This is a genomic window from Desulfomonile tiedjei (assembly GCA_016212925.1).
Taxonomy (GTDB): Bacteria; Desulfobacterota; Desulfomonilia; order Desulfomonilales; family Desulfomonilaceae; genus JACRDF01.
Genome location: JACRDF010000047.1, coordinates 21,411 through 46,375, shown reverse-complemented (window position 1 = coordinate 46,375; position 24,965 = coordinate 21,411). Strand labels below are relative to the sequence as shown.

Annotated in this window: 19 protein-coding genes; 13 read left to right on the top strand and 6 right to left on the bottom strand. The window is 54.3% G+C overall.

The genetic code is table 11. The features are described 5' to 3' along the window. Positions 1 to 312: 312 nt before the first annotated feature. Together HY913_19140 and HY913_19135 are read right to left on the bottom strand one after the other, a co-directional pair. Positions 313 to 1,497 (bottom strand): acetyl-CoA C-acetyltransferase, encoded by a 1,185-nt coding sequence (locus tag HY913_19140; GenBank protein MBI4965400.1) that lies wholly within the window; start codon positions 1,495 to 1,497, stop codon positions 313 to 315. 294 nt (positions 1,498 to 1,791) lie between these two features. After that, the gene (locus HY913_19135) at positions 1,792 to 2,985 is read right to left on the bottom strand and encodes a TAXI family TRAP transporter solute-binding subunit (GenBank protein MBI4965399.1); all 1,194 of its coding nucleotides are present in this window, start codon (positions 2,983 to 2,985) and stop codon (positions 1,792 to 1,794) included. A 417-nt stretch (positions 2,986 to 3,402) separates the two neighbouring features. Here HY913_19135 and HY913_19130 point away from each other — a divergent pair, with 417 nt between their 5' ends. Both HY913_19130 and HY913_19125 read left to right on the top strand, forming a co-directional pair. Next, complete coding sequence (locus HY913_19130; GenBank protein ID MBI4965398.1) at positions 3,403 to 3,981, top strand: CAP domain-containing protein; 579 nt, start codon at positions 3,403 to 3,405, stop codon at positions 3,979 to 3,981. Positions 3,982 to 4,546: 565 nt separating this feature from the next. Continuing rightward, the gene (locus tag HY913_19125) at positions 4,547 to 5,743 is read left to right on the top strand and encodes an MFS transporter (GenBank protein ID MBI4965397.1); all 1,197 of its coding nucleotides are present in this window, start codon (positions 4,547 to 4,549) and stop codon (positions 5,741 to 5,743) included. A gap of 901 nt (positions 5,744 to 6,644) precedes the next feature. Here HY913_19125 and HY913_19120 read toward each other — a convergent pair. Then, positions 6,645 to 7,037, bottom strand: coding sequence for a hypothetical protein (locus tag HY913_19120; GenBank protein ID MBI4965396.1), 393 nt, complete (start codon positions 7,035 to 7,037; stop codon positions 6,645 to 6,647). Positions 7,038 to 7,287: 250 nt separating this feature from the next. Then, positions 7,288 to 7,755, bottom strand: coding sequence for a hypothetical protein (locus HY913_19115; GenBank protein MBI4965395.1), 468 nt, complete (start codon positions 7,753 to 7,755; stop codon positions 7,288 to 7,290). A gap of 626 nt (positions 7,756 to 8,381) precedes the next feature. On the opposite strand from HY913_19115, the gene HY913_19110 reads away from it, so the two are divergent. The 8 genes from HY913_19110 (at position 8,382) to HY913_19075 (ending at position 17,828) form a co-directional block, all read left to right on the top strand. After that, positions 8,382 to 9,233, top strand: coding sequence for a MoxR family ATPase (locus tag HY913_19110; protein MBI4965394.1), 852 nt, complete (start codon positions 8,382 to 8,384; stop codon positions 9,231 to 9,233). A 22-nt stretch (positions 9,234 to 9,255) separates the two neighbouring features. Further along, on the top strand, positions 9,256 to 10,449 hold the full coding sequence (locus HY913_19105) for a hypothetical protein (GenBank protein ID MBI4965393.1): 1,194 nt from the start codon (positions 9,256 to 9,258) through the stop codon (positions 10,447 to 10,449). Positions 10,450 to 10,780: 331 nt separating this feature from the next. Continuing rightward, on the top strand, positions 10,781 to 12,931 hold the full coding sequence (locus HY913_19100; GenBank protein ID MBI4965392.1) for a transglycosylase domain-containing protein: 2,151 nt from the start codon (positions 10,781 to 10,783) through the stop codon (positions 12,929 to 12,931). Between the two features lie 33 nt (positions 12,932 to 12,964). Beyond that, positions 12,965 to 13,606, top strand: a complete 642-nt coding sequence (locus tag HY913_19095) for a lactate utilization protein (GenBank protein MBI4965391.1) — start codon at positions 12,965 to 12,967, stop codon at positions 13,604 to 13,606. A gap of 2 nt (positions 13,607 to 13,608) precedes the next feature. Then, entirely contained in the window at positions 13,609 to 14,622 is a 1,014-nt protein-coding gene (locus HY913_19090; protein MBI4965390.1) for a GHMP kinase, read from the top strand. 348 nt (positions 14,623 to 14,970) lie between these two features. After that, positions 14,971 to 15,927, top strand: a complete 957-nt coding sequence (locus HY913_19085; GenBank protein ID MBI4965389.1) for an NAD-dependent epimerase/dehydratase family protein — start codon at positions 14,971 to 14,973, stop codon at positions 15,925 to 15,927. 21 nt (positions 15,928 to 15,948) lie between these two features. Next, positions 15,949 to 17,139 (top strand): UDP-N-acetylglucosamine 4,6-dehydratase, encoded by a 1,191-nt coding sequence (locus HY913_19080; protein MBI4965388.1) that lies wholly within the window; start codon positions 15,949 to 15,951, stop codon positions 17,137 to 17,139. Between the two features lie 2 nt (positions 17,140 to 17,141). Beyond that, a complete protein-coding gene (locus tag HY913_19075; GenBank protein ID MBI4965387.1) occupies positions 17,142 to 17,828 on the top strand; it encodes a sugar transferase in 687 nt (228 codons plus the stop codon). Positions 17,829 to 17,909: 81 nt separating this feature from the next. Here the strand turns inward: HY913_19075 and HY913_19070 are convergent, their stop codons facing one another. Further along, positions 17,910 to 18,710, bottom strand: a complete 801-nt coding sequence (locus HY913_19070; protein MBI4965386.1) for a glycosyltransferase — start codon at positions 18,708 to 18,710, stop codon at positions 17,910 to 17,912. Between the two features lie 312 nt (positions 18,711 to 19,022). Here HY913_19070 and HY913_19065 point away from each other — a divergent pair, with 312 nt between their 5' ends. After that, positions 19,023 to 19,304 (top strand): hypothetical protein, encoded by a 282-nt coding sequence (locus HY913_19065; GenBank protein MBI4965385.1) that lies wholly within the window; start codon positions 19,023 to 19,025, stop codon positions 19,302 to 19,304. 415 nt (positions 19,305 to 19,719) lie between these two features. Here the strand turns inward: HY913_19065 and cysC are convergent, their stop codons facing one another. Continuing rightward, positions 19,720 to 21,846, bottom strand: coding sequence for an adenylyl-sulfate kinase (gene cysC, locus HY913_19060; GenBank protein ID MBI4965384.1), 2,127 nt, complete (start codon positions 21,844 to 21,846; stop codon positions 19,720 to 19,722). A 150-nt stretch (positions 21,847 to 21,996) separates the two neighbouring features. Between cysC and HY913_19055 the strand changes: the two genes are divergently transcribed. Both HY913_19055 and HY913_19050 read left to right on the top strand, forming a co-directional pair. Then, entirely contained in the window at positions 21,997 to 23,568 is a 1,572-nt protein-coding gene (locus HY913_19055) for a PAS domain-containing protein (GenBank protein MBI4965383.1), read from the top strand. 31 nt (positions 23,569 to 23,599) lie between these two features. After that, on the top strand, positions 23,600 to 24,952 hold the full coding sequence (locus HY913_19050; protein MBI4965382.1) for a sigma-54-dependent Fis family transcriptional regulator: 1,353 nt from the start codon (positions 23,600 to 23,602) through the stop codon (positions 24,950 to 24,952). Positions 24,953 to 24,965: the final 13 nt, after the last annotated feature.

Here is a 24,965-nt window from a genome sequence, read left to right as displayed (position 1 = left end):
TGCACGCTCAAGCACCTTGCTCATGGATACTGGGCACAGCCCCACTCTTCAATCTGTGCGCAGTGTCGCAAGGCCGTCATTTCCCAAATCTGGTGATGACCTTCGGAAGAAAGCCGGCAAAGCCTCTCTCCGCCGGGGCTTCCCCCATGGCCGCTTCGAGGACCCGGTGTACCGTGCCATAAATGGGAGCTTCCGCTGCTAGCGGAAGCTCCCATTTACGGCAAGAATACAGAAGTTTTTGGGGAGGGGTGCGGGGAGGCCCTTTTTACAAAAAGGGCCTCCCCGCAAATTCCTCGTTCTCGCATCTGTTTACTACACCTTCTCCACTATCAACGCCGCGCCCATGCCGCCGCCCACGCAGAGCGTGGCCAGTCCGCGTTTCACATTCGGGCGTTTCTTCATCTCATGGAGCAGGGTGGTAAATATTCTGGCCCCCGAAGCGCCTATGGGATGCCCCAGGGCTATGGCCCCACCGTTGACATTCACCTTTTCCATGTCGAACCCGAGGTCCTTGGCCACGGCGCATGTTTGAGCGGCAAAGGCCTCGTTGGCTTCGATGAGGTCGATGTCGTTTAGGGTCAGACCGGCCTTGTCCAAAGCTTTCCTTGTGGCCGGGATGGGCCCCAGCCCCATGACTTTGGGGTCTACTCCGGCCGACGCGTAAGAGACTACCTTGACCATCGGCTTGAGACCCAGTTCGTTTGCCTTGTCCGCGGACATAACGAGAATAGCGGCCGCGCCGTCATTGATCCCCGATGCATTGCCGGCCGTCACAGACCCATCCTTCTTGAATGCCGGTTTGAGCTTGGTGAGAGTTTCCTGAGTGGTGCCGAGCCGCGGATGCTCATCCGTGTCGAAGATTTTGGGGTCTCCTTTGCGTTGCGGGATGGTGACAGGCACTATCTCGTCTTTGAAGCGTCCCTCTTTGATGGCCTTCTCGGCCCGCTGCTGGCTCAAAAGACCAAGGTCATCCTGGTTGCTCCGTGACAGGTTGTATTGTTCGGCAACGTTTTCCGCAGTCACTCCCATATGATAGTTGTTGAAGATTTCCCAGAGCCCATCGTGAATCATCAGGTCCAGCAGGGTGTCGTCATTCATCCGGGCGCCCCAGCGTGCCTTAGATAAGGCATATGGCGTTGCGGACATATTCTCCGTGCCGCCGGCTATGATAACGTCCGCATCACCCGCTTTGATGATCTGAGCAGCCAGGGAAACCGTTCGCAAGCCGGATGCGCAGACTTTGTTGATTGTCATGGCAGGGACTTCTTGCGGAATTCCCGACCGAATGAGCACCTGGCGGGCGACGTTTTGGCCCTGGCCGGCCTGCAACACGCATCCGAAAATGAGTTCATCCACTTGATCCGCGCTGATCCCGGTTCTCTTGATCAGTTCCTTCACAACTATAGTGCCAAGCTCCACTGCGGGGATTCCTGACAAGGCGCCGCCAAAGGACCCCACCGGTGTGCGAACGGCATCTATAATCACAGCTTCCTTCATGAAAAAACCTCCTCGGCCTATTTACGATGTTGTTAGGGCGTTAAATCCCTCTTGTTGCGAAAATTGTATGATCGTCACTGGGACTCTGTACGAAAAGGCATTGAAATTGAGGCCAAAATGCCGCCCAGATACGCTGTTAAGGGCGCAATCCCCTGATGGCGGGGGACGCTCTTACCCGGACACGAGGCAATCCAGTGAAGTGTCACTTTCAATGGGCCTTAGTATACCACGATCTTAGCGGATTCGAGGCCCTCATCCGCGACGCAACGATTTTGCCTCGACCGGTCCGTTCTTTTAACGGATAAGGTGTTCAGGGATCTTGATTTTTCGCTCCCTATAGTACCGAACCGCACCCTTGTGAAGAGGGAGATCGAGCCCTTGTAAAGCCCCTTGTATGCTTATGCTGCGACAGGCCGGATGAACCTTGGCGAGATACTCCAGATTCTCAAAAAGGCTCTTTGTCAGGGCATAGACCACCTCTGAATTGACAGAGGACGCCACGGCCAGAAGATTCATCTGACCAATTGTGTTGACGTCTTCCGACTGGCCGGGGTACGTTCCTGCCCGAATAATTGAGCGAAAAACCTCTTTCCATCCGTCCTGGCGCACCGCTTCCATTTGTTCATCGGTGATGGCAAGGAACCCCAGCGGGGGCTTGCGATCTTCCAGAAGGGATTCCACAAGCGGGACCGGGACCCCGCCTGTCGCGTCCATGGCCTGAACCGTACCGTTCCTGAGCGCCTCGGCGCCGGCCATGGGACTCATGGACCGCAGGCTGATCCTCTGTTTTCCCTCTTTTAGAGTCGCTAGCAACATCTCGGTCGTAAATCTGCTGCCGCTATCAGGGAGCCCGATGGCAAGGCTCAATCCTTCAAGGTCGTTGAGCTTGCCAGTCGCCAGTTTGTCGGAACGTATCAGCAACTGGACGGTATCAGGCCAGAGAGTTGTGATGCTACGCAGCTCGGTTAACGGCTGCCCCCGGTAAAGGCCCGTCCCGTTGAATGCCATAGAACAAAAAAGGTGCTCTACCAGGATCAAATCCGCGTCTGCGATGCGTATTGCTTCAATGTTTTCCTTTGAGCCTTCCGAAATGGCCGCTGAAACCCTTATTCCCATTTTTCGCAACTTTGTCGTCCACAACGAAGCCATTCCGAGCCCCACCTGGTAGTACGTTCCCCCAGGCATCCCGGTCGCTATTAGCAAAGAGATTCGAGCATCCTTGCCTCTTGACTGAGCTGATGCAGCTTTTCCGTTCAGGATCAGGATAGCGAAGAGGACGAGAACCGAAAACCGGATTGCCGTCCAAAGTGCAGGGAGGATCTGATACGATTTGGTTTTCAAACCCTGAAGATCGCCGGTGGGAGCCCAAAGCCCGAGTGGCCGACCCGCAAACGTGGCGTTCGTGCCGGAGGAGATCCCCAGGGACCGCCCGTGAACCGGTTGCGGAACTTCATACATGTGCAAATGGATTGGTATCAGGCCGCTCATTTCAACACGGTTCGGTGCTGATCATCATTTTCCGGCTGCAATTAGACCTCCAAGCGTCTACTGTTAACCTGGATGGAATTCCGCTTGCCTATGGGCGATCAGCCGAACCTTATGAGGCCCCCGGCAAGGATTTTCGGACCTGGCTCGGACATGCCCTCCGGCCACAAAATGCTCGATGGGATCTGGTCCGTGACGGTTGTTTCGAGAGCGTCGCCGGCAAGTATAAGCTTGCCTTAAAGACATATCAATTGGAAATTGCGAAATAAATGTAATTTGGGCTAGACTATTTTGGCTCAATTAATTCATATTGTGCTATCAATTGCCGCTCGCGATTACTTGAGAGGTTAGCGGCTCACTGAGAAATTCCATAATGGATCAGGATCGCACGGGCGTTAAATCCGTGTGCATGGTAGAATAGTGACTGTGAAGGTGAAGATCTTTCTCATTTTGGCATTGGGCATCTTGTGCACGGGAAATTATACTCCTGCAAAGGAACAGGGCAACCAGTTCGAGAAGAAACATAAGAAAGAAGCGACCAATTCGGCGGCTAAAGAGCCGATTTTGACGATGCAACGGGAGGTTCTGAGGTATACTAATGAAGAACGGCGGCAACGCAAACTCGCGCCCTTAATGATGGGCAGCGGTCTTCAATTCTTGGCCAGCACCCATAGCGCCAACATGTGCGAACTTCGGAAGTTGCAGCATGAATCGGACAAGTTCCCGGAAGGTTGGCAAAAGTTTGCCGGAAGGTTGAAAATAGTCGGCGTCACTTCCGGAGGAGAAAACATAGCGTTCCGAACAGTGGCGGCAGAGCCTCGATTGTGGGCGAGGGAAATAGTAAAGGGCTGGATGAACAGCGCTCAACATCGGAAGAACATCCTTGATCCCCGGTTTACTTACGTTGGGATAGGCGTCACCCCATGCGCTAACAGAATTGTGTATGCTGCTCAGGTGTTCTCAACGGAGCCGGGGCGCGTCCCCCACACTCGAGAATGACGAAAAGATTAGGAGCCTGTATATCGCTCATGCCTTGTCCATCCCGCACAAAGACAGTGCAAGGGGAAGTCTTCATGTTTACTTGGTTGGTCCGTTCGATAATGCTGGCAACGGTTCTACTGTGGATTTCAGGCTGCTCCACAATTCTTCCGGAAAGAAAGGTCCCGGCCGAAAGCCCAAAGATTCTCGAAGAGGACGTGCCGGACAGCGGTTCGGTTCGTCCTAAGTCTGATGACGATCAGGCTCCCTCCAATTTGGAAGGTCCCGCCTCTCCGCCGGCAGAATATGTTCCTCCAGGCAGCAGACCCCCTCGACGCCTGCCGTTCAAAGATCGGCGGTTGGAGCGAGGAATGAATTTTCCTGGAACGCGCGAACCATATTCGGCTTGATGTGTCATGTAAATGTTAATGGCGGTCGCCGCGCTCTTGGTCTGCGGTCACCGCGTTGAAACTGCTGATCTGATCCCTGTTGTGAAAATGAGCGTCAAGATGGTATGCTCCCGGTCTTAGGAATTGCTGTCACCTTTTAGTAATGGCGCCAGCGGAGGTAATGGAGAGTTTCGGTAATGCCCGGTTTGTTGAATGCCCAATTCCTGTTGATAACTGCTACCAATTGTTGTCTGTTTCTCGTGGTCGCCACCTGGTGCTTTCTACCGGTGTTCATCGTTAAGTTGGGAGGGAACAATATCGATGTGGGCTTGGTGATGGGCTCCATTGGAATTAGTTCGTTAGGCTCCCTACCACTTGTGGCGCCACTGATCGACCGTTACGGAAGGCGGCTTTTTATTGTTGGGGGAATCCTCCTGATAGGCCTCACGAACCTGGCATTCTTGTTCTTCCAAAGCTATTCCCCCTTGATGATCGTTGTCCGGCTGATCCAGGGGGTCGCTTTTGCCGCTTGCTTTAACGGTTGTGCGACAGCGGCGATCGACCTGGTTCCCCCCGAGAGGAGGGCGCAAGGCATAGGTCTCTTTGGAGTGTCAGGATCGCTTGCAGTGGCGGTGGGCCCTTATCTTGGCGAGAAGGTTCACCTGACCTGGGGATTTGACGCATATTTCCTGCTTTTAGCCGGCTTTGGGCTATTGGGATTTCTGTTGGCTCTTATGGTCAAGGATTCGGACCGCAGGCCCGCGGGCACCTCGCTTGCCGGGTTCTTTCCTACAGCACGTCAGGACGGCCATCTCGCCATGATGACCATGGCGGCGATCTTCGGGTCCGGTTTCGCGGCCATGAACACCTTCTTTCCTCTTTACGCCAATTCTCTGGGGTTGCAGGCTGGAATATTCTTCGTTGCTTATGGCTGCAGCCTTATTGCCATACGGGTTTTTTTCGGTCAGGTCACGGATCGAGCGAACAGAGAAAAGATAATTATCGCCTGTTTGCTTGGTTTCGGGGTGATGCTGGGGTCAACCTCGCAGATTGATTCAGTTTCGGAGACCGTGCTCCTGGGCGTTCTGTTCGGTGTGGTACAGGGTTTGTCCTATCCGACCATGATGGCCAGAATGGTAGACCGAGCGAACCAAGACAACCGCGCCGTTGTTGTTGCCCTGTACACAGGATCCTTCGGCATAGGCATCAATGTTTCAGTCCTCGCCTGGGGATGGGTTGCAAATCTCCAGGGACTGGCATTCATGTTCTTGATCGGGGGGCTTGTCATGTTCGTGAGCGCAGCCGTGTGCGCGTTCATTTTCTTCCTGCCCAAAGAAGGCCGGCTTAAAAAGGCCCCTGCCGTCGACCGCAAACCCGCCCAACAAAGCCGCTGAGGCCTCCGTTTTGACACTCCCCTGCCTGCCGTCAGCGAAGGTCCATCGCCTGATGCAGAGCTGTTCTTGGCTCTTGCCATACCTCGCTTTCAAACCGCGGAGATAACTCCGCAGCAAAAGCCCCACCGGCCTGGACACTAGGTCAGTGGCACCCATAGTGTTTGCCAGAAGTAATGGCTTATACCACTTGCCACAATTCTTGACCGTTTGTACAACCCGAACTCCTAGAAAATCAGTGGGGACCGGCGTCCCTGTCACGCCAGGGGCGTGATTGATTTATATTGGCAAAATGTGCCGGCACGGAGGCCGGCACCTACTACTTTCCCGGAACCGCTTTGCGCCATCAGACATTATTTTTGACACTTGTTATATTCACCACCCGCCACCCCGGCTTCCGCCGCGATGACGGTGGGGCCGCATCCACCGAATCCGAAAATTCAAACTGACCCACTACCCAGCCTCCATATGGTGTCGCCGACGCGCCAGGAGCGTCCATGCGCGGATGAGCTTGCGACGTCCGCGGTATCAAGTCCGCGACATATTTCCACTATTCGTTGTTGGCAAGTTTAGGCATGGGGGTTGGGATAGGCTTCGCTGGAATTGCCTAACAGTCGTAACGTTTCATGTCTTGGCGCGCCAGGCCCCCGGAGGGCGAGGGACGCGTTTTCACGACTTCCAAGTGCCAAGCGGGCCGGTTTGTCGTTAAGGCTTTAAGGGTATGTGGATTTAGCCGGCGCAATAATCGGCCAAAGGTGAGCGGTCAGGTTGGTTATCATCCGAGGGGCCGCATTCTTGCGCGGTGCCTTCTATTGATCGCGTCGGGCCGCGAGAACGCGCCAAAGGCCGGGAGTAAGCACGCCCGGCCTTTATAGGCATCAAGTATTCACTTCAGTCTGTTGAGTTACCAGCCTTTGGGCGGCACATAAATGTTGACAGGGGTGCACGGAACAGCCGCTGTCACATACGCGGGCTCCCCGAGATCCACAGGGCAGCATCCCTGGGGGCAGAACTGCCCGGTAAAGGCCGGAGTCAAAGGCAACGCGAGAGCCCTGTAAGGAATGCTCAAGGCCGCATGGATGACGCCAGGTATCAACGCGCACTCACAGCCGGGGGCCACGGGGCCTTTCAGCATGTAATCATCCGGGCAACCAGGCAGACAGGAAGGGCCACCACAGTAGACCGTGTTGGGAATACCAGGCACAGGCCATTTTGCTACGGTGTAACCCCAGGATATCCCCACGCTTAGCACCATTATAGCAAGGATTCCAAGAATTACAGCGGATTTCTTAACCATACCCTCATCCTCCTTTCAGTCAAGACCTTCCAGTTCATAAAACCGGAAACTAACGGATATTCTATTTATAACACAATCTGATATTGCGTTATTTATCTGAAAAACACGCTTTTGTCAAGCTCTTTTTCGTCGACACTACCCGTGGATGACCGCGTTTTCATGCCTCGTTGTCGGATGTGAAAAGGACCGAACTGAAGGAGCCCGGTCCCTATTTTCAGTACCGAATCGTGCGGTCTCCGGACCGGGCAAATTACCAGAGTTGCTCGAACATCGTGCTGGGCGCACCAAGAACCATGGGCACTGCCGCCAACGCGCAAGGAAGCGGTCCAAAGCAGGGGCCACAGTCACCGCCCGCGCCGCAGCCGCCGCCGCCGAAGCCGGGGAAGCAGCCGTAAACGCCGTCGCAGCCACCAAAGATCCAGTCCATGGGGGTAGCAATGGCCGCCACCAGCGAGCAAATAAGGCCGGGGCCCCATTTCTTATCGCCACAGGCTGCCGGGCCGCACGCCATAGGGGCCGGGCAAGGCCCTTCGATCTTGGCTTCCCAAGTTTTGACTATTGTTTTGAATCCGGGAACCGGGGGACAATCAACAGGAACATACATGGGGCCGCAATCGGCGCCGCAGCCGCCGCCCCAACCGAACATGGCGAAGGACGTCCCTGCCGCCATTAACATCAGTGACAAAACACCGAGAACAACAAAAGTCCTCTTTACCATACCCTCATCCTCCTTTCATAAATCCTTTTCAAAGGAAGCTTACAAACCAGATTTGGATTGCCTCCAAAAAAATATGGCTACGGATGTGATTAAAGTTTATTGCAGAAATAACCCCCGATGTCAACCTTTTTTTGTCCTGCGTAACGGTCAACGTCGGGGACAAACTGCCGCCTTCATTTGACGAGTAAGATAGCCATCATTAAAATTGGTTGTCAAGCTAAAAATCGCGGTGAACCGCGGCAACAGCGCGTTAAGTTGGCCGTGTGGCCTGTTTTGGCGCGCCGGGGACCCGGTTGGCCTCCCTTGACCCGGGTACCGGGACGGGGCCTAGCGGCCATTTCCTACGAGGCCGTCCCCGCCGGCTTCGGGAGGTCTGGCCCTACCCTTACAAGGCCGTCCCTGCTCCTCACCCCTCAGAAGAGAGTGTGCGTGCGGGTGCGCAACGGTTTCGTTGAAAGGGGATTGACTCGGCTCCGCAGCCCGGTTATTAAAGTAGTTTGCAGTATGTTTCGAGGATTCGGACCCCTACGGGATGGGTAGTTCACCACATGCGAAGATTTTTTCCCGTTGCGTTGAAAAGGATTGTCGAATCCCGGCTGTTCAAAAAAAAAGAGGAGCGACATTTTATGTCTGATCACGTGATGAAACCCGTTTTTGCAGGCGCCTCCAAATACGTCTTGGACGAAGAGCTTGCCAAGATCGTCAATATCTCGATTTCCCTGGAGATGCCTCTCCTGCTTAAGGGGGAGCCGGGAACAGGTAAGACCATGCTGGCCCACGCCATTGCCGAAAGCTTGAACATGTCTCTTCTCGTACTCAACGTGAAGTCGAGTCTGAAACTTGTAGAAGCGCTGTACCAGTACGACACGCTTACCCGCCTCAATGACAGCCGGTTCGGCGATTCAGAACGCGACGTAAGCAATATTGAGGATTATATAAAGATGGGGAAGATAGGCCAGTCATTCGTCTGCGAGGAGAAGGTCGTGCTGCTCATAGACGAGATCGACAAAGCTGATACCGATTTTCAAGACGACATGCTCGATGTGCTGGACCAGATGGAATTCGACATAATGGAAATAGACAAGACCATAAAAGCCAAGGTGCGGCCTGTAATCATCATAACCTCGAATGCCAAGAAGGACCTTTCGGACCCCTTCCTGGGCCGGTGTAATTTTCACCATATCGCCTTTCCCGAACCGGGCATGATGCGGGACATCATCCGCGTCCATTTTCCGGACCTTGATCGAGATATCCTGGACACCTGCGTCAAGACTTTTTACCGCTTGCGCGAATTCCAAGGAATAGAAAAAAAGCCGGCTACCCGAGAGCTGATCAACTGGGTCAGAGCGCTTCGGCAGGACCCCGATTTTGCCTCCAAAGATCTGGTAATGGGGAAGATCCCGTTCCTGGGAATACTTTTCAAAAAAAGCTCCGATTATCAGCAGGCGGTCATGCAGAGCCGGCGCGTGCGCGGTTGACCGTAGGATCGCGGGGATTGCGATGTTCGTTGATTTCTTTTACAAACTCCGGGATTCCGGGATTCCCGTCTCCCCCACGTCATTCCTTCGCTTGCAGCAGGCTTTGAAGGTCGGGCTGGTTACGGGGTTGGGTGACTTCTACACGGCGGCCCGGACCATCCTGGTTAAGAGCGAACGATATTTCGACATCTACGACCGCGTTTTCGCTCACTTTTTCCACGGTGCGGAACTTCCCGACTTCCAAGGCATCGACCTGGCCGACGCGGCCCGGGAGATGCTGGAGGAGTGGCTCAAGGACCCGGAAGCCCTGGCTCAGGCCCTCGGGATCAGCCAAGAAGAATTGAAGGGCATGTCGCCGGAAGATCTGATCAAATATTTCCTGGACAGACTCAAGGAACAGACCGAAGAACATCATGGCGGCAGTCGCTGGATCGGTACCCGCGGGACCTCGCCGGTAGGCCATTCAGGATTTCATCCCGGCGGGATGCGAGTGGGAGGCCGTTCCATGAACCGATCCGCCATCAAAGTTGCCATGGACCGCCGTTACAGGGATTATTCAATCGAAGGGCCCCTGACCCAAGCCCAAATGGGGGAGGCGCTCAAGAGGCTCCGCAGGATGATTCCAGTCGGCCCCAAGGACTGGGTCAACGTGGACGAGACCATAAGGGCTACCACCAGGAATGCGGGAGAAATCGAAATCGTCTTCGATAGAAGCCTCCGTGACAGACTGAAGATCATCCTCATGATAGACAACGGGGGATGGTCCATGGACCCATACATAGACGTGGTTCAGACGCTGTTCAACTATTCCAGATCGCAGTTTAAGGACTTGAAGACTTTCTATTTCCACAACACAATCTACGACTTTGTTTGGGAAGACGCACCCAGAAGATACAAGCCGCAACGCGTCGAAGACTTTGCAAGCTGGGATCCGGATTCGAGGCTCATTATCCTCGGTGACGCAAGCATGGCACCTTATGAACTGATGGCGACCGACGGCTCGATCCACATAGAAGAGCGCAGCGGCCTGCCTAGCGTCGATCGGCTTCACCTGCTCCGCAAACTGTTCGCTCATTCGGCCTGGCTCAATCCGACCCCCTCTCGTTTGTGGCCCATGACGAGGACCATAGGAGTAATAGGCCAAATTTTTCAAATGTTTGAACTTACACTGGATGGGCTGGACCGCGCCGTGACATACCTGATGAGCCGCAACTGACCGTCTTATGCCCGGCCTCTTCCGATCATGGCCCGAAGTTGGGGCAGCCCTGGCGGCCAGTCTAAAGAGCACCCTTGGTTCATCTGTGCCGGTCCGCCGGCCTTAGCTTGTTCATGCGCGGCCTCCTCATACGAATTCGCGTTCCATGGGCGCATTTTCCTCCGGTACGGCGAGGTCCCTTCATCGTATGAACGCGCACCCTATCGCTCGGTCGGGCTGCCGTGCCGGTGTTGATTCTTTTCAAGGTTTGTTATAGTTCCCACGGCAGATGCGAGACGGAGACGGCACGCTTCGGGTTCGCAGCAATCCTCAGGGCTGGCAGAGAGACCAGGTGGATTCAAAGCCGAAACGATTTTTGATAGTTCTCAAAAGAGTGGCCCAGATCGTAATGGTTCTTGCCGGATGCTATGCGTTGGTCCTGGTCGGCTTGATAATCTGGTCCTTCGAGTTCAAGCTTCGCAAATGGCCCATATATATTCATGCAGCCCCCCACTCCTTTAAGACCGGCGATGATGTCGAGACAGTCGCCCTGTTGGAACGCTTGGGCAGGTTAGGCTACACCGAGAGCCCCAGCGCAGTCGCGGAGCCGGGGCAGTGGAGTCGGTCGGGCTCCGCTTTGACTATTTTTTTGAGGCATTCGCCTTTGTCACGTCAGGGCGTATTAACCGGGCCCGTTACCATTTCTCTGGATTGGCGCAGAATCAGTTCCATCAGGGTGATGCAGTCCCTGGAAGAAGTAGCTGAAATCACTGTTGAACCGGAGCTTCTCGCTGTTGTTCCGCCACCAGGACAACCACCCGAATTGTGCCGCCCTGTCCCTCTGGAAAAAATCCCTTCCCTTCTGATAGACGCGATTCTTCTCACCGAGGATACCCGATTTTTCACTCACTGCGGCATTGATATCGACTCCATAGGACAAGCATTGAGGACCAATTTGAGGGCCGGACGTTACGTTCAAGGCGGAAGCACCATTCCACAGCAATTGATCAGGATGACCCTGCTTTCCCCGGACAAGACGCTTGGCCGTAAAGTTAACGAAATGGCTCTGGCCGTCATAGCCGACGCCCTTTACAGCAAGAAGACCATACTACAGGCCTATGCTAACCGAGTATACTTCGGACATTGGGGGGCATATCCGGTCAGAGGGGTCGCTGAGGCTACCAGGCATTTCTTTGGAAAGGACCTTGGGGAACTTGAACCCGGCGAGTGCGCTCTGCTCGCAGCCTTGATCCGCGCACCAAACGTAATTAATCCGTACCGCCACCCGGAAAGGGCTCTTAGCAGAAGGAACATGGTCCTCGGCCTTATGTTCAAAACAGGACGGATATCTCGAGACACGTACGAGGAAGCCTTGGACAGCCCTGTCAAGATGCGGAAACCCGGCCCCGCCGCGGTGAAAGCCGCAGCCTTGCTCGACATGGCAAAGGAGCAACTTCCCCGGGATTTGCCTGGAAGCGATCTTTCCTCTCTTCGTCAGGACGTTCTCACCTCTTTGGACCCTTTGCTTCAGGCGAGGGCTGAATCGAATTTGAGGTTTTTTGGTGACGCAGGCCCTCAGGTTCACCTCATTCTTGCGAACCCGGCGAAAGGTGAACTCAAAGCTTTTATTGCTCCAGGGCCGGGAAAGTGGTCTGGCGCCGGCGACAATTTGGAGGCCCTTTTGCCTGTAATAACCATTCCCGCTCTGATTCCCGACAAACAAGACGAACCGAGATTCACTCTCACGTCTCAGGTTTTTGTTCCGAACCGGGAGACTGGAGCCATGACCTTCAGGCAGGCTTTCACCAGTGAGAAGTCCTTCTTGACGCAAAGACTCGTGGCCGCGTTGCCGCAGGAAGCGATCTTGTCTGTTCTAAAGGAGTTTGGGGTTGGGGCTCGATCTACCTCGGATCATGGCGTTCGCGTCCAAGCCTACACCCCCATGGAGTTGGCGCAAGGCTACAGTCTGATGGCAAGATTGGGTACTGCCCTGACTATCGGTCCGGGAATACGCGTGGTCGGGGGGGCGCCGTCAAGCGATGCAGGGCCAAAGAGTGTTTCAGTCAATCCGGCCATATTATTTCTGGTCAACCATCTCATGAAAGGCGTTGACGCCGTTACAGTCAAAGGTCGGGGAGAGGACAGGAGCGCTGCTTACCATTCGTTGTTATCGGTACGTGACGAGGCTGGAGTGTGGAGCGTCGCATATCGAGCGGACGCCTTACTGTTGATCCGAGTCCCCGGCGGCAACGGAAGGGCCTCGGCTATTAGAAAGCTGAATTCCAGTCTGTTGCCGAGTCCGGAGACGACACCTGACGTTTCTCCCGAGGCCCCTTCTGACGTGGTTTTCAGAAAAATCTGTGTTCAGTCCGGCCTGCGTTCTACGTCTGTGTGTCCGAAGATCATCCGAGAGCCTTTTCTTAAGGGCACCCAACCTGTGGAATGGTGCCCGCATAGGCATGATTCGGGTACGACTCAGTCGCAAGCAAAACAAGCAAAATAGGATTGAAAGAAAGTTTTAGACAAGGAGGAGTTCATGGACGAATTTGTGCGGGCCCATCGAAAGATAATATTGGATACCACTTTGGAGGCTTTGAAGAAGAACGGCTTCGAAGCCCTGGTCTTTCCATCGAAGGAAGAAGCGGCGAAATACATCCTGGAATTGGCTGAGGATTGTCAGTCCGTGGGTGTGGCCGGAACGCATACCGTAAGGGCGCTCGGCGTAATTCCCAAACTCGAGCAGTCGGGAAAGACGATGTACGACCATTGGAAGTTCAAACTGGGGACCCCTGAAGAACTCCAGTGCCGGAAAGATCAATCGCGGGCGGATTTGTTCCTTTCCTCGGTCAACGCGCTCACCATGACCGGGCAGATTGTCAATAGGGACGGCTGCGGCAACCGTATCAACGCCATGACCTTCGGGCCCGGTAAAGTTGTGCTCGTAGCGGGAAGGAACAAGATTGTTTCGGACCTTGACGCGGCCATTGCGCGCATCGAAGAGGTCGCTGCCCCCATTCGGGCCATGAGCCTCAACAGAAAAACACCCTGTGTGAAGACAGGCTACTGTATGGATTGTGATTCTCCCGAAAGGATATGCAGGATCACCAGCATCATACATAAGCGTCCGGTGATGACCAAGATTACAGTGCTGATTCTGGACGAAGACCTAGGGTACTAAGGATGGAAATCAGAGTTAGCGCTCCCAACCGGATCGACTTGGCCGGGGGCACCACGGATTTGTACCCGCTATACCTGTTCATGGAAGGTGGGTGCACGGTCAACGCGGCCATAACGCTGTATAGTTCGGTGACGATTAGAGGCCTAGACAATAATGGCATCAGGATCGTTTCCGAAGATTTGAAGGCAAGCCTGGAGGCTCATGGAGCGGATGGTCTTCCGCTGGACGGCCCTCTCGGTTTGATAAACAGGGCCGTGAGGGCCTTGCCACCGGAAGAGGGTGTGGAGATTATTACCGCCAACCAGGCTCCGGCAGGTTCGGGTCTGGGAGCGTCCAGTGCTCTTCTGGTCGCCTTGCTTGCAGGGCTCATGCAATGGGGGCGCGTTGAAGAGAGCCGCCTCGGCATAATAGACCTTGCGGCCAACATCGAAGCGGCCCAAATAGGTGTCCCCACGGGAAAACAGGACCACATTGCGGCAGCAATGGGGGGCATTTCTCTCATTGATTTCGGGTACCGCGGATTTGCCCGCAGGCCTTCTCCGGACGAGTCCGGATTTAGCGAATGGCTGAAGGCAAGGCTCGTGCTGTCCTACACAGGCCAGGGCCGGTTCTCCGGAATGAACAACTGGGAAATCACAAAAGCATTTATAGACGATAGAGGGTCAGTAAGAGAAAAACTAATTCAAATCAGAGAGGTGGCTCGCGAGCTGAGTGGCGCTGTCCTCTCCTGTGAGTATGAAGATCTGCCGAAACTCGTGCAGCGTGAATGGGAAATAAGGAAGACACTGGCGCCTGGTATCAGTACTCCCGGGATTGAGGCTTTCATCAGGGCAGCGAAGGATGCCGGGGCCCTGGCGAGTAAGATCTGCGGAGCGGGTGGCGGGGGGTGCATGATCACTCTCGCCCCCCCTGAGCGCCGCGATGCGGTGGAAAAGGCGCTCAGAGAAGCCGGAGCGCAGCTAATGCCGGCCGCAATAGACCGGTTCGGCCTCCGTGTGGAAAAATTGAAGTCATAGCGAAAGGGTAATCGTTCGCTTAGGTTGGGTGGGAGCGCGCAGGTGAATCGGCACTGGCGTGAGGCTATAGCAAGTGGCAACAATAGTGTCCGATTGTTAGAAGTGCCTCTTGGAAGTTGGTGGGTGCCGGCCTCCGTGCCGGCACAGTTTTCGGTTACAAATCAACTAGCTCGGGGCGGCAAGGAACCCGGATCGCGGCCCGGGGTAGCTATGGCCACCACGGGTTCTCTCAGAGCCAGGGCTGTGGAAAAGATCAAGAATTGTAGCAATTGGTATGACTTCACGGCACGCCTAAGCATTTGAGTTCCGAGATAAACGAGTGGCCCCGTGTGGATTGGTAGAACTGCCATGGAACGAATTCTCGTAACGGGCGCAACAGGCTTCATTGGTTCCCAACTTTGCCGGGTTCTGGGCAACGCGGGATACGAGGTGGTCGGCGCGGTTCGAGACAGCCGTTCCAATCAGACGAGCTGCTCGCGTCTTGTCCGCATCGGGGACGTGGGGCCGGACACTGATTGGTCGGAAGCCTTGAAGGAGGTTTCGGCGGTGGTCCATCTCGCCGGCCACGCTCACCGGATGGAGGAGCCCCCGGGACAAAGTGCCGGCATTCACGAGCGAGTCAATACTCAGGGAACCCTGAAACTGGCCTCACAGGCGTTAGATGCGGGGGTTAGACGCCTCGTTTTCATGAGCACCGTGAAGGTGAACGGCGAAACCTCGGGTGATCGTCAGTTCTCGGAAGCGGATGACCCGCACCCGGTTGGTCCGTACGCGACTTCCAAGTGGCGGGCCGAAGACGGATTGAAGGAGATTGCAGCAAAATCACGGCTAGAGATAGTTGTTATTCGACCTCCTCTGGTATATGGTCCAGGAGTTCGCGCCAATTTCCTGGCACTCTTGCGGGCCGTGGATCGTGGCGTCCCGTTGCCCCTGGCCTGCATTGAGAACAAACGCTCGTTGGTGGGGGTGCGCAATCTTGCGCACATGGTGGAATGCTGCGTCAGCCACCCCGGCGCTGCCGGCAACGTATTCTTTGTCAGCGACGAGACTGATATTTCGACGCCTGAATTGATCCGTGCCATAGCCCGCGTCCTTGATCGGCCCGCTCGCTTGATACCGGTGCCGCTATGGCTGGTCAGAGGCGCCCTTGGGTTGGTTGGCAAAAGTGAGTCGCTTAAACGGCTGGCCCTATCCCTTACGGTAAGTACGGCCACGGCCAGAGAGGTCCTTCAATGGACTCCCCGTTATAGCCTCAGCGATGAACTGAACAGAACGGGACAGTGGTACATCAAGCATTTCAGATGAACGGCGAGGAAGGGTATCCGGTTGAATGATGTACTGAAACTCATAGGGCGTGACGTCGAGCTTTTTGTGGACGACCTTGCCGAACATGAGGCTCGGCTTCGAGGTTTGCTTGAGCAATCGAAGATCCTGATTATAGGCGGAGCCGGGAGTATTGGACGCGCCACGGTAAGAGAGGTCTTTCAGCGCAATCCGCGGGTCCTTCACGTAATAGATATAAATGAGAACAATCTTGTGGAACTGGTCCGAGACATCAGGAGTTCACTGGGGTACATCGAAGGAGATTTTCGCACGTTCTGTTTGGATGTCGGGTCCGAGGAATTTGATTCATGCACGGACGCGCATGGGCCTTATGACTACATCTTGAACTTCTCCGCGCTCAAGCATGTGCGAAGCGAGCGGGACCCTTATACGTTGATGCGCATGATCCGGATCAACATTCTCAACGGCGTGAAGCTACTCGAATACGCCAAAGAGAGTGGGGCACGAAGCTATTTTTCCGTGTCCACGGATAAGGCCACAAGACCTGTCAACATGATGGGGGCTTCAAAGTGCGTCATGGAGATGTTCCTGCTGGCTGCAAGCGATCACATCCGGGTGTCGAGTGCTCGATTCGCAAATGTGGCGTTTTCGGACGGCAGTTTGCTGGACGGATTCAGGTATCGCATCGGCAAACGGCAGCCTATATCGGCTCCCAATGACGTGAGAAGGTACTTCATCACCGAGCATGAATCGGGCATGTTGTGCTTGTTGTCCGCGTTTCTGGGGTCCAACCGGGACATCTTTTTTCCCAAACTCAGCGACAAGCTGCATCTGGTCACGTTTTCGGACATCGCCGTCAGATATCTGGATAATCTAGGGTATGCTGCGGTAATATGCGACACGGAGGACGAGGCTCGGGGTAGGATGGCCGAACTCACTGAGCGTGGAGAATGGCCGTGCTATTTTTTTAAGAGCGACACCACCGGGGAAAAAGACTTCGAGGAATTTTACACGGACGGTGAGCACGTTGACTGGAATCGGTTCGTGGACATCGGTGTCATAGAGGATGATCGTACTATTGATATCAACCTCTTGGATTCGCTATTCTCAAAGTTGCGGCACCATCTCCGGACGAAAAGATGGACCAAATCCGACCTCGTGGACCTTTTCAACAATGTGCTCGATGAGTTCGCGCATAAAGAAACGTTCAAGTACCTCGACGATAGAATGTAGCCATGAAGCGTTGCATTGATATTGTTTTTTCATTATGCGTAATAGCGCTGTTCCTGCCGCTGGCCCTTCCGATCATGGTGGTCCTGCGATTTACAGGCGAAGGGAAGGTTTTCTACCGTCAACCTAGGCTGGGCAAAGGCGGACAACTGTTCAAGATGTATAAATTCGCGACCATGCTCGAAGACAGCCCCAATATCGGGCCCGGTGACATCACCCTCAAGGACGACCCCCGTGTATTGCCGCTCGGGAAGTTTTTACGCAAGTTCAAAATCAACGAAGTCCCGCAGGTAATCAATATCCTTAAGGGCGAGATGACCCTCGTGGGGCCGCGGCCCCTCACACCCAGAACGTTTGGAATGTATCCCGATGACGCAAAACAACAGCTCGCAACTATGGTACCGGGCCTGACCGGAATCGGATCCATTATTTTTCGTGACGAGGAAACCATTATAGCGCAAAGTTCAAAACCGTTTCTCGAATGCTACAGAGATGAAATCGCGCCGTACAAAGGTGAGCTGGAATTGTGGTATACGCGGAATCAGAACGCGTGGGTTGATTTGAAGATAGTATTTCTCACAGCCTGGATGGTTTTTTCCCCACAGAGCACCATCTATGACGTGATATTCCCGGACCTGCCTCGCCGCGGCGGGCCTCGGGTCGCGCCATTGTCTCAAGAAGGGGAAACGTGACCGCGTTGCAGGAACTTTGCCGGGAGGCTGTCACCGACAATCGCGGAGCGGTCCGTCTCAGGGTTTCTTGACCCAATTCCCTTATCTGATCCGCCCCGTTCCCAATCGCCCCGAGTAATACTGCACGAATTTGGACAAGAGTCTGGCCGGGATCGTCCATGGTTTGGGCTTCAGCCCGTTGATCCTCCATGCCTTATAGACCCACAGATTGACCATGAGCCGGTTCCTCCACGTTGCGTTGCTGGCCCCTCCAGCCCGCATGGTCACTAATAATTGCGGAATATATACGGCTCGAATTCGATGTTTCAAAAAAAACCTGAGGGTGAGTTCGTAGTCCGCGGCAGATCCCAGATCCGTACGAAACCCCCCAAGCTTTTCGTACAGATCGCGCCGCACGAACAACGTCGGATGTGGGGGCATCCACCCGCAATAAAGGAGCCGGTCGGTCACCGGACGTGACTTCCAATACCTGATAACGGAGTCGATCTTATAAGGATCCACGTAAACGAGGTCTCCGTAGCAGGCATCCACGTCGTTGTCCTGAAACACACCGGCGATCGTAGATATCACCTGGTTATTGGCGTAGAAGTCATCCGAGTTAAGGATACCGACCACCTCCCCGGTGGTCATGGAGATCCCTTTGTTCATTGCATCATAAATCCCGTCGTCGGGCTCGGACACGATCCGTGAAGCCTCGGAAGCGTGACGTCGGATTATCTCGATCGTTCCATCCCGTGATGCACCGTCCACAAAAACGTGTTCCACCGGATAATCCTGGCTTCTGACGCTTTCGATGCATTGTTCAATGGTTGCCGCACCGTTCTTCACGACGGTGACTACTGAGATTGTGGGGCTATTCAACGAAGGGGTTGATCGACTCATATGGACCGTCTCAGCTCTGTGGAACTCTTAAGAGGACAAGAAACCTCTTCGGTAAGGCTCTATCTGCGGAAGATTTACCAAATCCGTTTGTAATATCGGCTGGAGCTATTTGTCAAGCAATCGACCGGCGCAAAGTCTGAAGAGGGGTCTGCGGTCAACGGTCGCGGGCTCAACGGCAGGGATGTCCGTTGAAGGCTCAAGCCGGCAAATGTCGGATGAGCCCATTTTTATCTCTTGCGGGCGATTATGATTCATGTTAGAGCCGGAGCTATAATCGTTCTGATTTCCTAAGGTGCGATCATAGGAGGTAACATGCTGAAGAAAATCATAATGCTAATGACCGTCGCCGTCTTTGCTCTCACTTGCACTCTTTGCGCATTTGCCGCGGAGAAACAATGGTACGTTATCAAAGACAAAAAGGGGGTTTGCAAGTTGATTCAGGCCACGGAAAAGACCCCCACGTATCTCGCGGGCCCGTTCCCGACCAAGGAAGCCGCCACGAAGGCAAAAGAGAAAGAGTGCCCAAAGCCGGAGAAGAAAACTCCGGAAAAGAAGACCCTGGAAAAGAAGATGCCTGAAAAGAAAACCCTGTGACCTTTCAAAGGTGTGGATGAACACCTCGTTAAATCGAAAGGCGGAGGCGCGGGGTTTCCTCGTGTTTCGCACCGATTCGGCCGCGCCTCTCCTTCATATCCGTTTCCTGAAACGGAATTGTTCACTTTGCAAATAATGCGTCACTTTCGCGGAAATCATAGCGCCAACCACGTGGTATCAGTGCTTGTTTCTCATCGCCTGCTCCTGTAGGGGCGACCGGTGGTCGCCCTAATACGGGCGCACGCCATGCGCCCCTACAAGAATTGGAGATGCGGCTCTGTATGATGACAAGCTAGCAGCCTCTTATTTGCCAAGTGCATGATTCCGTCCTGAAATTTGCCCGATTTGAGGGGGTGATGTCCCTTCATGCCCTCGCGCAGCAAAAGCCGCTTTCTCAGGAGGTTGCCCCCAGCCGCTAGAGGTATCCCAACTCCATTAGCCGTTTCTTTATAACTTCCTCTTCTTCGGACGTGTACCCTTTCGCTGAGCAACTCCCCATGGCCTGTGCCTTGTTATCCCGGACGGCTGGCCGATTGGTTCTGCCCTCGGCGGGAGCATAATCGGCCCCGTCGATTGTAATCACTCTGCCTGCCAAGTCGCTCGGCACAGTCAAGCCGAATTCGTGAAGAATGGTCGGTGTGATGTCCAGGCATGAAGCGCTTTGGATTTGCTTGCCCTTTCTCAGCCCTTTACGAAGCTCCCACATTCGCGCGGCGATGAAAATGCCGTAGCGATCGTGGTTGGCGTCATCCAGGCCGGTGGCATTTCCGGATTGGAAGACCTTGCCGTGTCCTACTGTACTGACCGATCGACGGTTCAGGTCGTCAAAATAGACCATGAGATCAGGGGGAATGTTTCGGCAGGAGCGATAGATGTCCTCGGGCTTCAGGACCTGGTTGGCAAGCGGCCTGCCGTTTTCACCCTTCATTGCCTGGAGTCTTTGGGCAAGCTCGTCGCGGACTTGTTCGTACTCCTCCGGTTTAATGACGCCTTGTGGCTCTCGGCCGCTCACATTGAGGAAAATTCGACCGCAGTACCCTCCTTCACCCCAAGCCTTGGTTCTTGTCCAGTCTACAATTTCCGGCGTCAACGGACATTCAGAGTCTGGTTGTCTGTGCAGGACCAGAAACTCGTTTTGTATAAGCCACTCATTGATACAAACCGCGCCCACCAGATTTCGTGCACCATGATCTGAAACCACCAGCACTGTGGTGTCGTCTTCCAATACGGCAAGCAGGGAGCCAATGCACGAATCGAGGTGGTTGTAGAAAAGCCGAACGGCCGACTCATAAGGATTGCCTGGTTGGTACAACCTGTGGTCCGGATTGAAGTACCGCCAGAACCCATGGTGAAGCCTGTCCGGCGCAATTTCCACCATCATGAAGAAATTCCAAGGCTTGTGAACCAGAAAGTCCCGCGCTACGCTGAACCGCGTGTTCACCATGTCATATAGGGCGCCGAGCAAACGATCTTTGTCAGCGGTTCTGAAGTCTTTCACGTCGGCCAGATATTCTCCGCCTGCAGCACGGGCGACCTCGGGGGCCACATCCGCCGGATAGGTTGACGGCGTTTCAACATCCGGTAACGGGACGCCGGCAATCGTAATGCCTTGGTGGGCTCGCGGCGGATACGTTTGAGGTATCCCAATGAGAATGGATGAGAGTCCAACATCCTCTAAGTAGTCCCAAACACGAGGGGTTTCCACATGCGAGTCGTTCACGGTAAACATCTCGCCGTATCCGTAATCTGCGCGATTGCGGAAGCCGTAGAAACCCAGCTCTCCAGGGTCCTTTCCCGTGGTCATGGTAGTCCAGGCAGGAATGGTTATGGGCGGGTCTGTGGAGGCCAAGGGTCCCCATATTCCGTGACCCATTAATGCCCTCAGATTTGGCAGATCCTTGCCTGCCTCCCCAAAAACCAGGGCCGGCGCAACGCTGTCCAGGCCGATAACAACTACCTTTCGCCGCGGTCGCGACCCGCCGAACCAAGGAGAGCAACTTAACCTCAGGTCGGGAAAGCGGTTTTCCAACCATCCAAGTGTCATGTTTACCGATTCCTCGACAGTCTGTTCGCCCGTGGGGACGGTCAAATCGCACGCAACGGGAATTTCGAATGGAGAGGAGATGCCGGTGAACTCCGGGATTTCTCCGCTCCTGGCGCGGCAGTAAAGGCCTTTGACGTCGCGGGTTTCACACACGGACAAAGGACATTCCAGAAATACTTCCACGTAACGGCCCGGCTCGAACAGCCCGCGAACGGCTCTCCGCAGACTCTCCAGAGGTGTTATGAACGCGGCAAGAACCGTGTGGCCTGCATCGGAGAGGATCTTTGCCACTTCCCCTGCACGGCGGATGTTCTCCGCCCTGTCGGCGGCCGAGAAACCGAGGTCTCGATTCAATCCTGACCTGAGCATGTCGCCGTCGAGCAGAACCGTTGAGACTCCTCGAGATTCCAGGATATTTTTTACCATCGAGGATACGGTGGATTTCCCGGACCCCGATAAACCGGTAAACCAGATTGTTTTTCCACTATGCCATTGCACAATGTTCACCTTGCTTTACCCTGAGCCAACACTCAAGATGCCAATGAGACTGACGCCGCGGAAAGAGTGAACGCGGTCGCTGAATCTATAACACACCACTTGCTTCAACCATACGTTTTGCTAGAATCATGTCAACAGGTGCGAACGAACATGACAAGACCGCGCGGCCCCGCAAAAGAGAGAGACCTTGAGGAAGACGCTCTTCAGACGCCTCTCAAGGTACTGATTATAGGGGGGAATGAAGCCCTTGAAAAGAGCCGCGACATTCTCGAATCCCTGAAGACTATGGGATTCAACCTGGATCCGGTGGGAATAGTTTATCGGGGCACAAACGATCGTTCCCAGTTACCAGAAATCAGTTCCGACCTCCCGATCTACGATGAATACACTTCGCTGATTCAGGAGCAAAAGCCCGATCTTCTTATCGTAACTTCGCATGACCACGAATTGCGCAAGCATGTCATGAACATAATCCCGTCTGAAACCAGAATCCTCGGGTCCTTTGCAGTCGATGTGCTGCAAACGCTCAAGACAGTCGCGGGCCAACTGGGCACCACCCAAGACAGACTCCAGAGTGTGGAATTGATCAAGGAAGTGCTTATGGCAGGGTCCGAGGTGAGCATTATGGTCGTGGACGAAGACTTTAAGGTGCTGGACATCAACAGGGCAATACTGGACCGAACCAAGATGTCCGCAGAAGCTTGTCTGAACCGGCCATGCCACTGGGTTATTCACAGATACATGGAGCCGTGCCATCTGAAAGGTATGAACTGCTCGGTCCTGGAAGTGCTACGAACCGGGCGCTCGACTCACAGCGTCAGAGAAGAGACAAGGACCGACGGGACCAACCGTTATTTCACGGTCAGCACTTATCCGATGAAGGAGAATGCGGAAGGGAAAAAAAGCGTTCTCATCGTGTGGAAAGACGTCACCAAAGGCATGACGCCCGTACTCGACCGGAAAGCACACAGTATTACAAGGGATTTCTCTCACGTGGTCCATCAGGACAAAATGGTGGCGCTCGGCAAGTTGGCTGCCGCGGCTGTTCATGAGATCAACAACCCTATTCAAGGGATACTTATTTTTTCCAAAATAATGCGTACGGGCCTGGACCGCGACGCTCTTTCTGCGGAGGAGTTGGACAAGTTCAAAAACTACCTGGACCTGATAGCCGAGGAATCCGCGCGATGCGGCCAGATCCTCCGCAATCTGCTTTCCTTCGCCCGACAGGACGACCTGGAGAAATCCTTCTTTAACCTCGGCACAATGCTCCAAGAGATCTTTCTGCTGATAGGCAATCGAATGGAACTCCAGAATATAAAGCTCGACAGACGAATAGCCGAGAATCTACCAGCTGTTTTCGGCGACAGGAACAGGCTTAAGCAAGCTCTGTTAAATCTTGTATTGAATGCCGTTGAGGCCATGCCCGACGGGGGGACGATAAGCCTCTCCGTGGACCTATATCCCGATTCGGAGCACTTGAGAATTCGTGTTGGCGATACGGGTCATGGAATCCCCAAGCAACTTCATGGCAGTATGTTTGAACCGTTTGTCACAACCAAAGAGCATGGCAAGGGTGTGGGTCTCGGACTGAGCGTGGTGTACGGAGTAATTGCTCAGCATGGAGGAAATGTGGAGGTGGAAAGCGAGGAAGGAAAAGGGGCCTTCTTTACCCTGACCTTGCCGATTTCCAAGAAGGACCTTGAGGAATCCGCAGGCTGAGCCGTTCGGTGGTGGAGGTGTCGATCTGGTCATGAGCCGAAAAAACAGATTTATGGTGGTCGACGATGAGCTGATCGTGCGGGAATCCCTGGCCGCGTGGCTCGAACAGGAAGGGGCCGTCGTGGATAGGGCCGAATCCGGCGAGCAGGCTTTGGACTTCATGCAAGAGAACTTCTACGACATCCTTTTCGTAGACATCAAGATGCCTGGAATGGGCGGGTTCGGGCTTTTGGAAAGAGCAAAGAAGTCCTTTCCCACCACTGTGGTGGTCATAATAACCGCCTACGGGACAGTAGATCACGCGGTTCAGGCAATGAAGCTCGGCGCGAACGATTTCCTTGTGAAGCCGTTCGAACCTGAAGGGCTCGGCATTATGGTGGCCAAGCTGATGGAGCACAAAAGGCTACTGGAGGAAACACAGTATCTGCGGGATGAAGTCACCCGATGCTGGGGGGGCCCTGATGAAATAATAGGTCAGTCCAAACCCATGCTTGAACTCTTCGATACTATCAAGGAGGTCGCGCCCAGCGAGTCTTCCATCCTGATCTTGGGAGAGACCGGCACGGGAAAGGAGCTTATTGCCAGGGCCATACACGCCCATAGCAAGAGGATGGGCGGGCCCTTTGTCCCAATCAACTGCGGTGCGATCCCCGAATCACTCATGGAAAGCGAGATCTTCGGCCACGAAAAAGGCTCTTTCACAGGGGCTGTCCGCCCGAAGAAAGGATTAATCGAGGTTGCTGAGAATGGGACTCTGTTTCTCGACGAGGTGGGCGAAATAACTCCTAAGATGCAGGTGGACCTGTTGCGCGTACTCCAAGACAAACTCTTCTACCGGGTGGGGGGAGTGGAGCCGATCCGAGCCGACTTTAGGCTTATCAGCGCCACCCATCGCGACCTCCCGCACGAGGTGGCTCAGGGTACCTTCAGGCAGGATTTCTTCTATCGCATCAACGTGATAACCCTCAGAGTCCCCCCATTGAGGGACCGGAGAGAAGACGTCCCCCTGTTGGTCACAAGGTGCCTTCAGCGTTTCGCGAGGGAGACCAACCGGGACGTGGATTCGATAAATGATGAGGCGATGAAAATATTAGTGGAATATGACTGGCCCGGGAATGTCAGAGAACTTGAAAACGTTGTCGAGCGCGCGGTGGTCACCTCCAAAAGGAGAATAGTAACACCGGAAGCTTTCGCGTATCTCACCGGTCAAGACATCTGCGCGGGCGCGGGGTTTTCGCCTCGTTCACTGGAGCAGGTCGAAATCGAACATATTCGACGAGTGTTGGAGGAAGAAGAGTGGAATATCAGCAGGACAGCCAAAGTTCTCGAAGTGGACCGAACCACGCTTCACAAGAAGATCCGCAAATACGGCCTCAACCGCTGACAAAAGGTATCCC

Bases quoted from the DNA above. Each gene is read 5' to 3' on its own strand.
- HY913_19140 (MBI4965400.1), bottom strand. From the start codon at position 1,497: ATGAAGGAAGCTGTGATTATAGATGCCGTTCGCACACCGGTGGGGTCC.
- HY913_19135 (MBI4965399.1), bottom strand. From the start codon at position 2,985: ATGAGCGGCCTGATACCAATCCATTTGCACATGTATGAAGTTCCGCAA.
- HY913_19125 (MBI4965397.1), top strand. From the start codon at position 4,547: ATGCCCGGTTTGTTGAATGCCCAATTCCTGTTGATAACTGCTACCAAT.
- HY913_19120 (MBI4965396.1), bottom strand. From the start codon at position 7,037: ATGGTTAAGAAATCCGCTGTAATTCTTGGAATCCTTGCTATAATGGTG.
- HY913_19115 (MBI4965395.1), bottom strand. From the start codon at position 7,755: ATGGTAAAGAGGACTTTTGTTGTTCTCGGTGTTTTGTCACTGATGTTA.
- HY913_19110 (MBI4965394.1), top strand. From the start codon at position 8,382: ATGTCTGATCACGTGATGAAACCCGTTTTTGCAGGCGCCTCCAAATAC.
- HY913_19105 (MBI4965393.1), top strand. From the start codon at position 9,256: ATGTTCGTTGATTTCTTTTACAAACTCCGGGATTCCGGGATTCCCGTC.
- HY913_19095 (MBI4965391.1), top strand. From the start codon at position 12,965: ATGGACGAATTTGTGCGGGCCCATCGAAAGATAATATTGGATACCACT.
- HY913_19090 (MBI4965390.1), top strand. From the start codon at position 13,609: ATGGAAATCAGAGTTAGCGCTCCCAACCGGATCGACTTGGCCGGGGGC.
- HY913_19085 (MBI4965389.1), top strand. From the start codon at position 14,971: ATGGAACGAATTCTCGTAACGGGCGCAACAGGCTTCATTGGTTCCCAA.
- HY913_19075 (MBI4965387.1), top strand. From the start codon at position 17,142: ATGAAGCGTTGCATTGATATTGTTTTTTCATTATGCGTAATAGCGCTG.
- HY913_19070 (MBI4965386.1), bottom strand. From the start codon at position 18,710: ATGAGTCGATCAACCCCTTCGTTGAATAGCCCCACAATCTCAGTAGTC.
- HY913_19065 (MBI4965385.1), top strand. From the start codon at position 19,023: ATGCTGAAGAAAATCATAATGCTAATGACCGTCGCCGTCTTTGCTCTC.
- HY913_19055 (MBI4965383.1), top strand. From the start codon at position 21,997: ATGACAAGACCGCGCGGCCCCGCAAAAGAGAGAGACCTTGAGGAAGAC.
- HY913_19050 (MBI4965382.1), top strand. From the start codon at position 23,600: ATGAGCCGAAAAAACAGATTTATGGTGGTCGACGATGAGCTGATCGTG.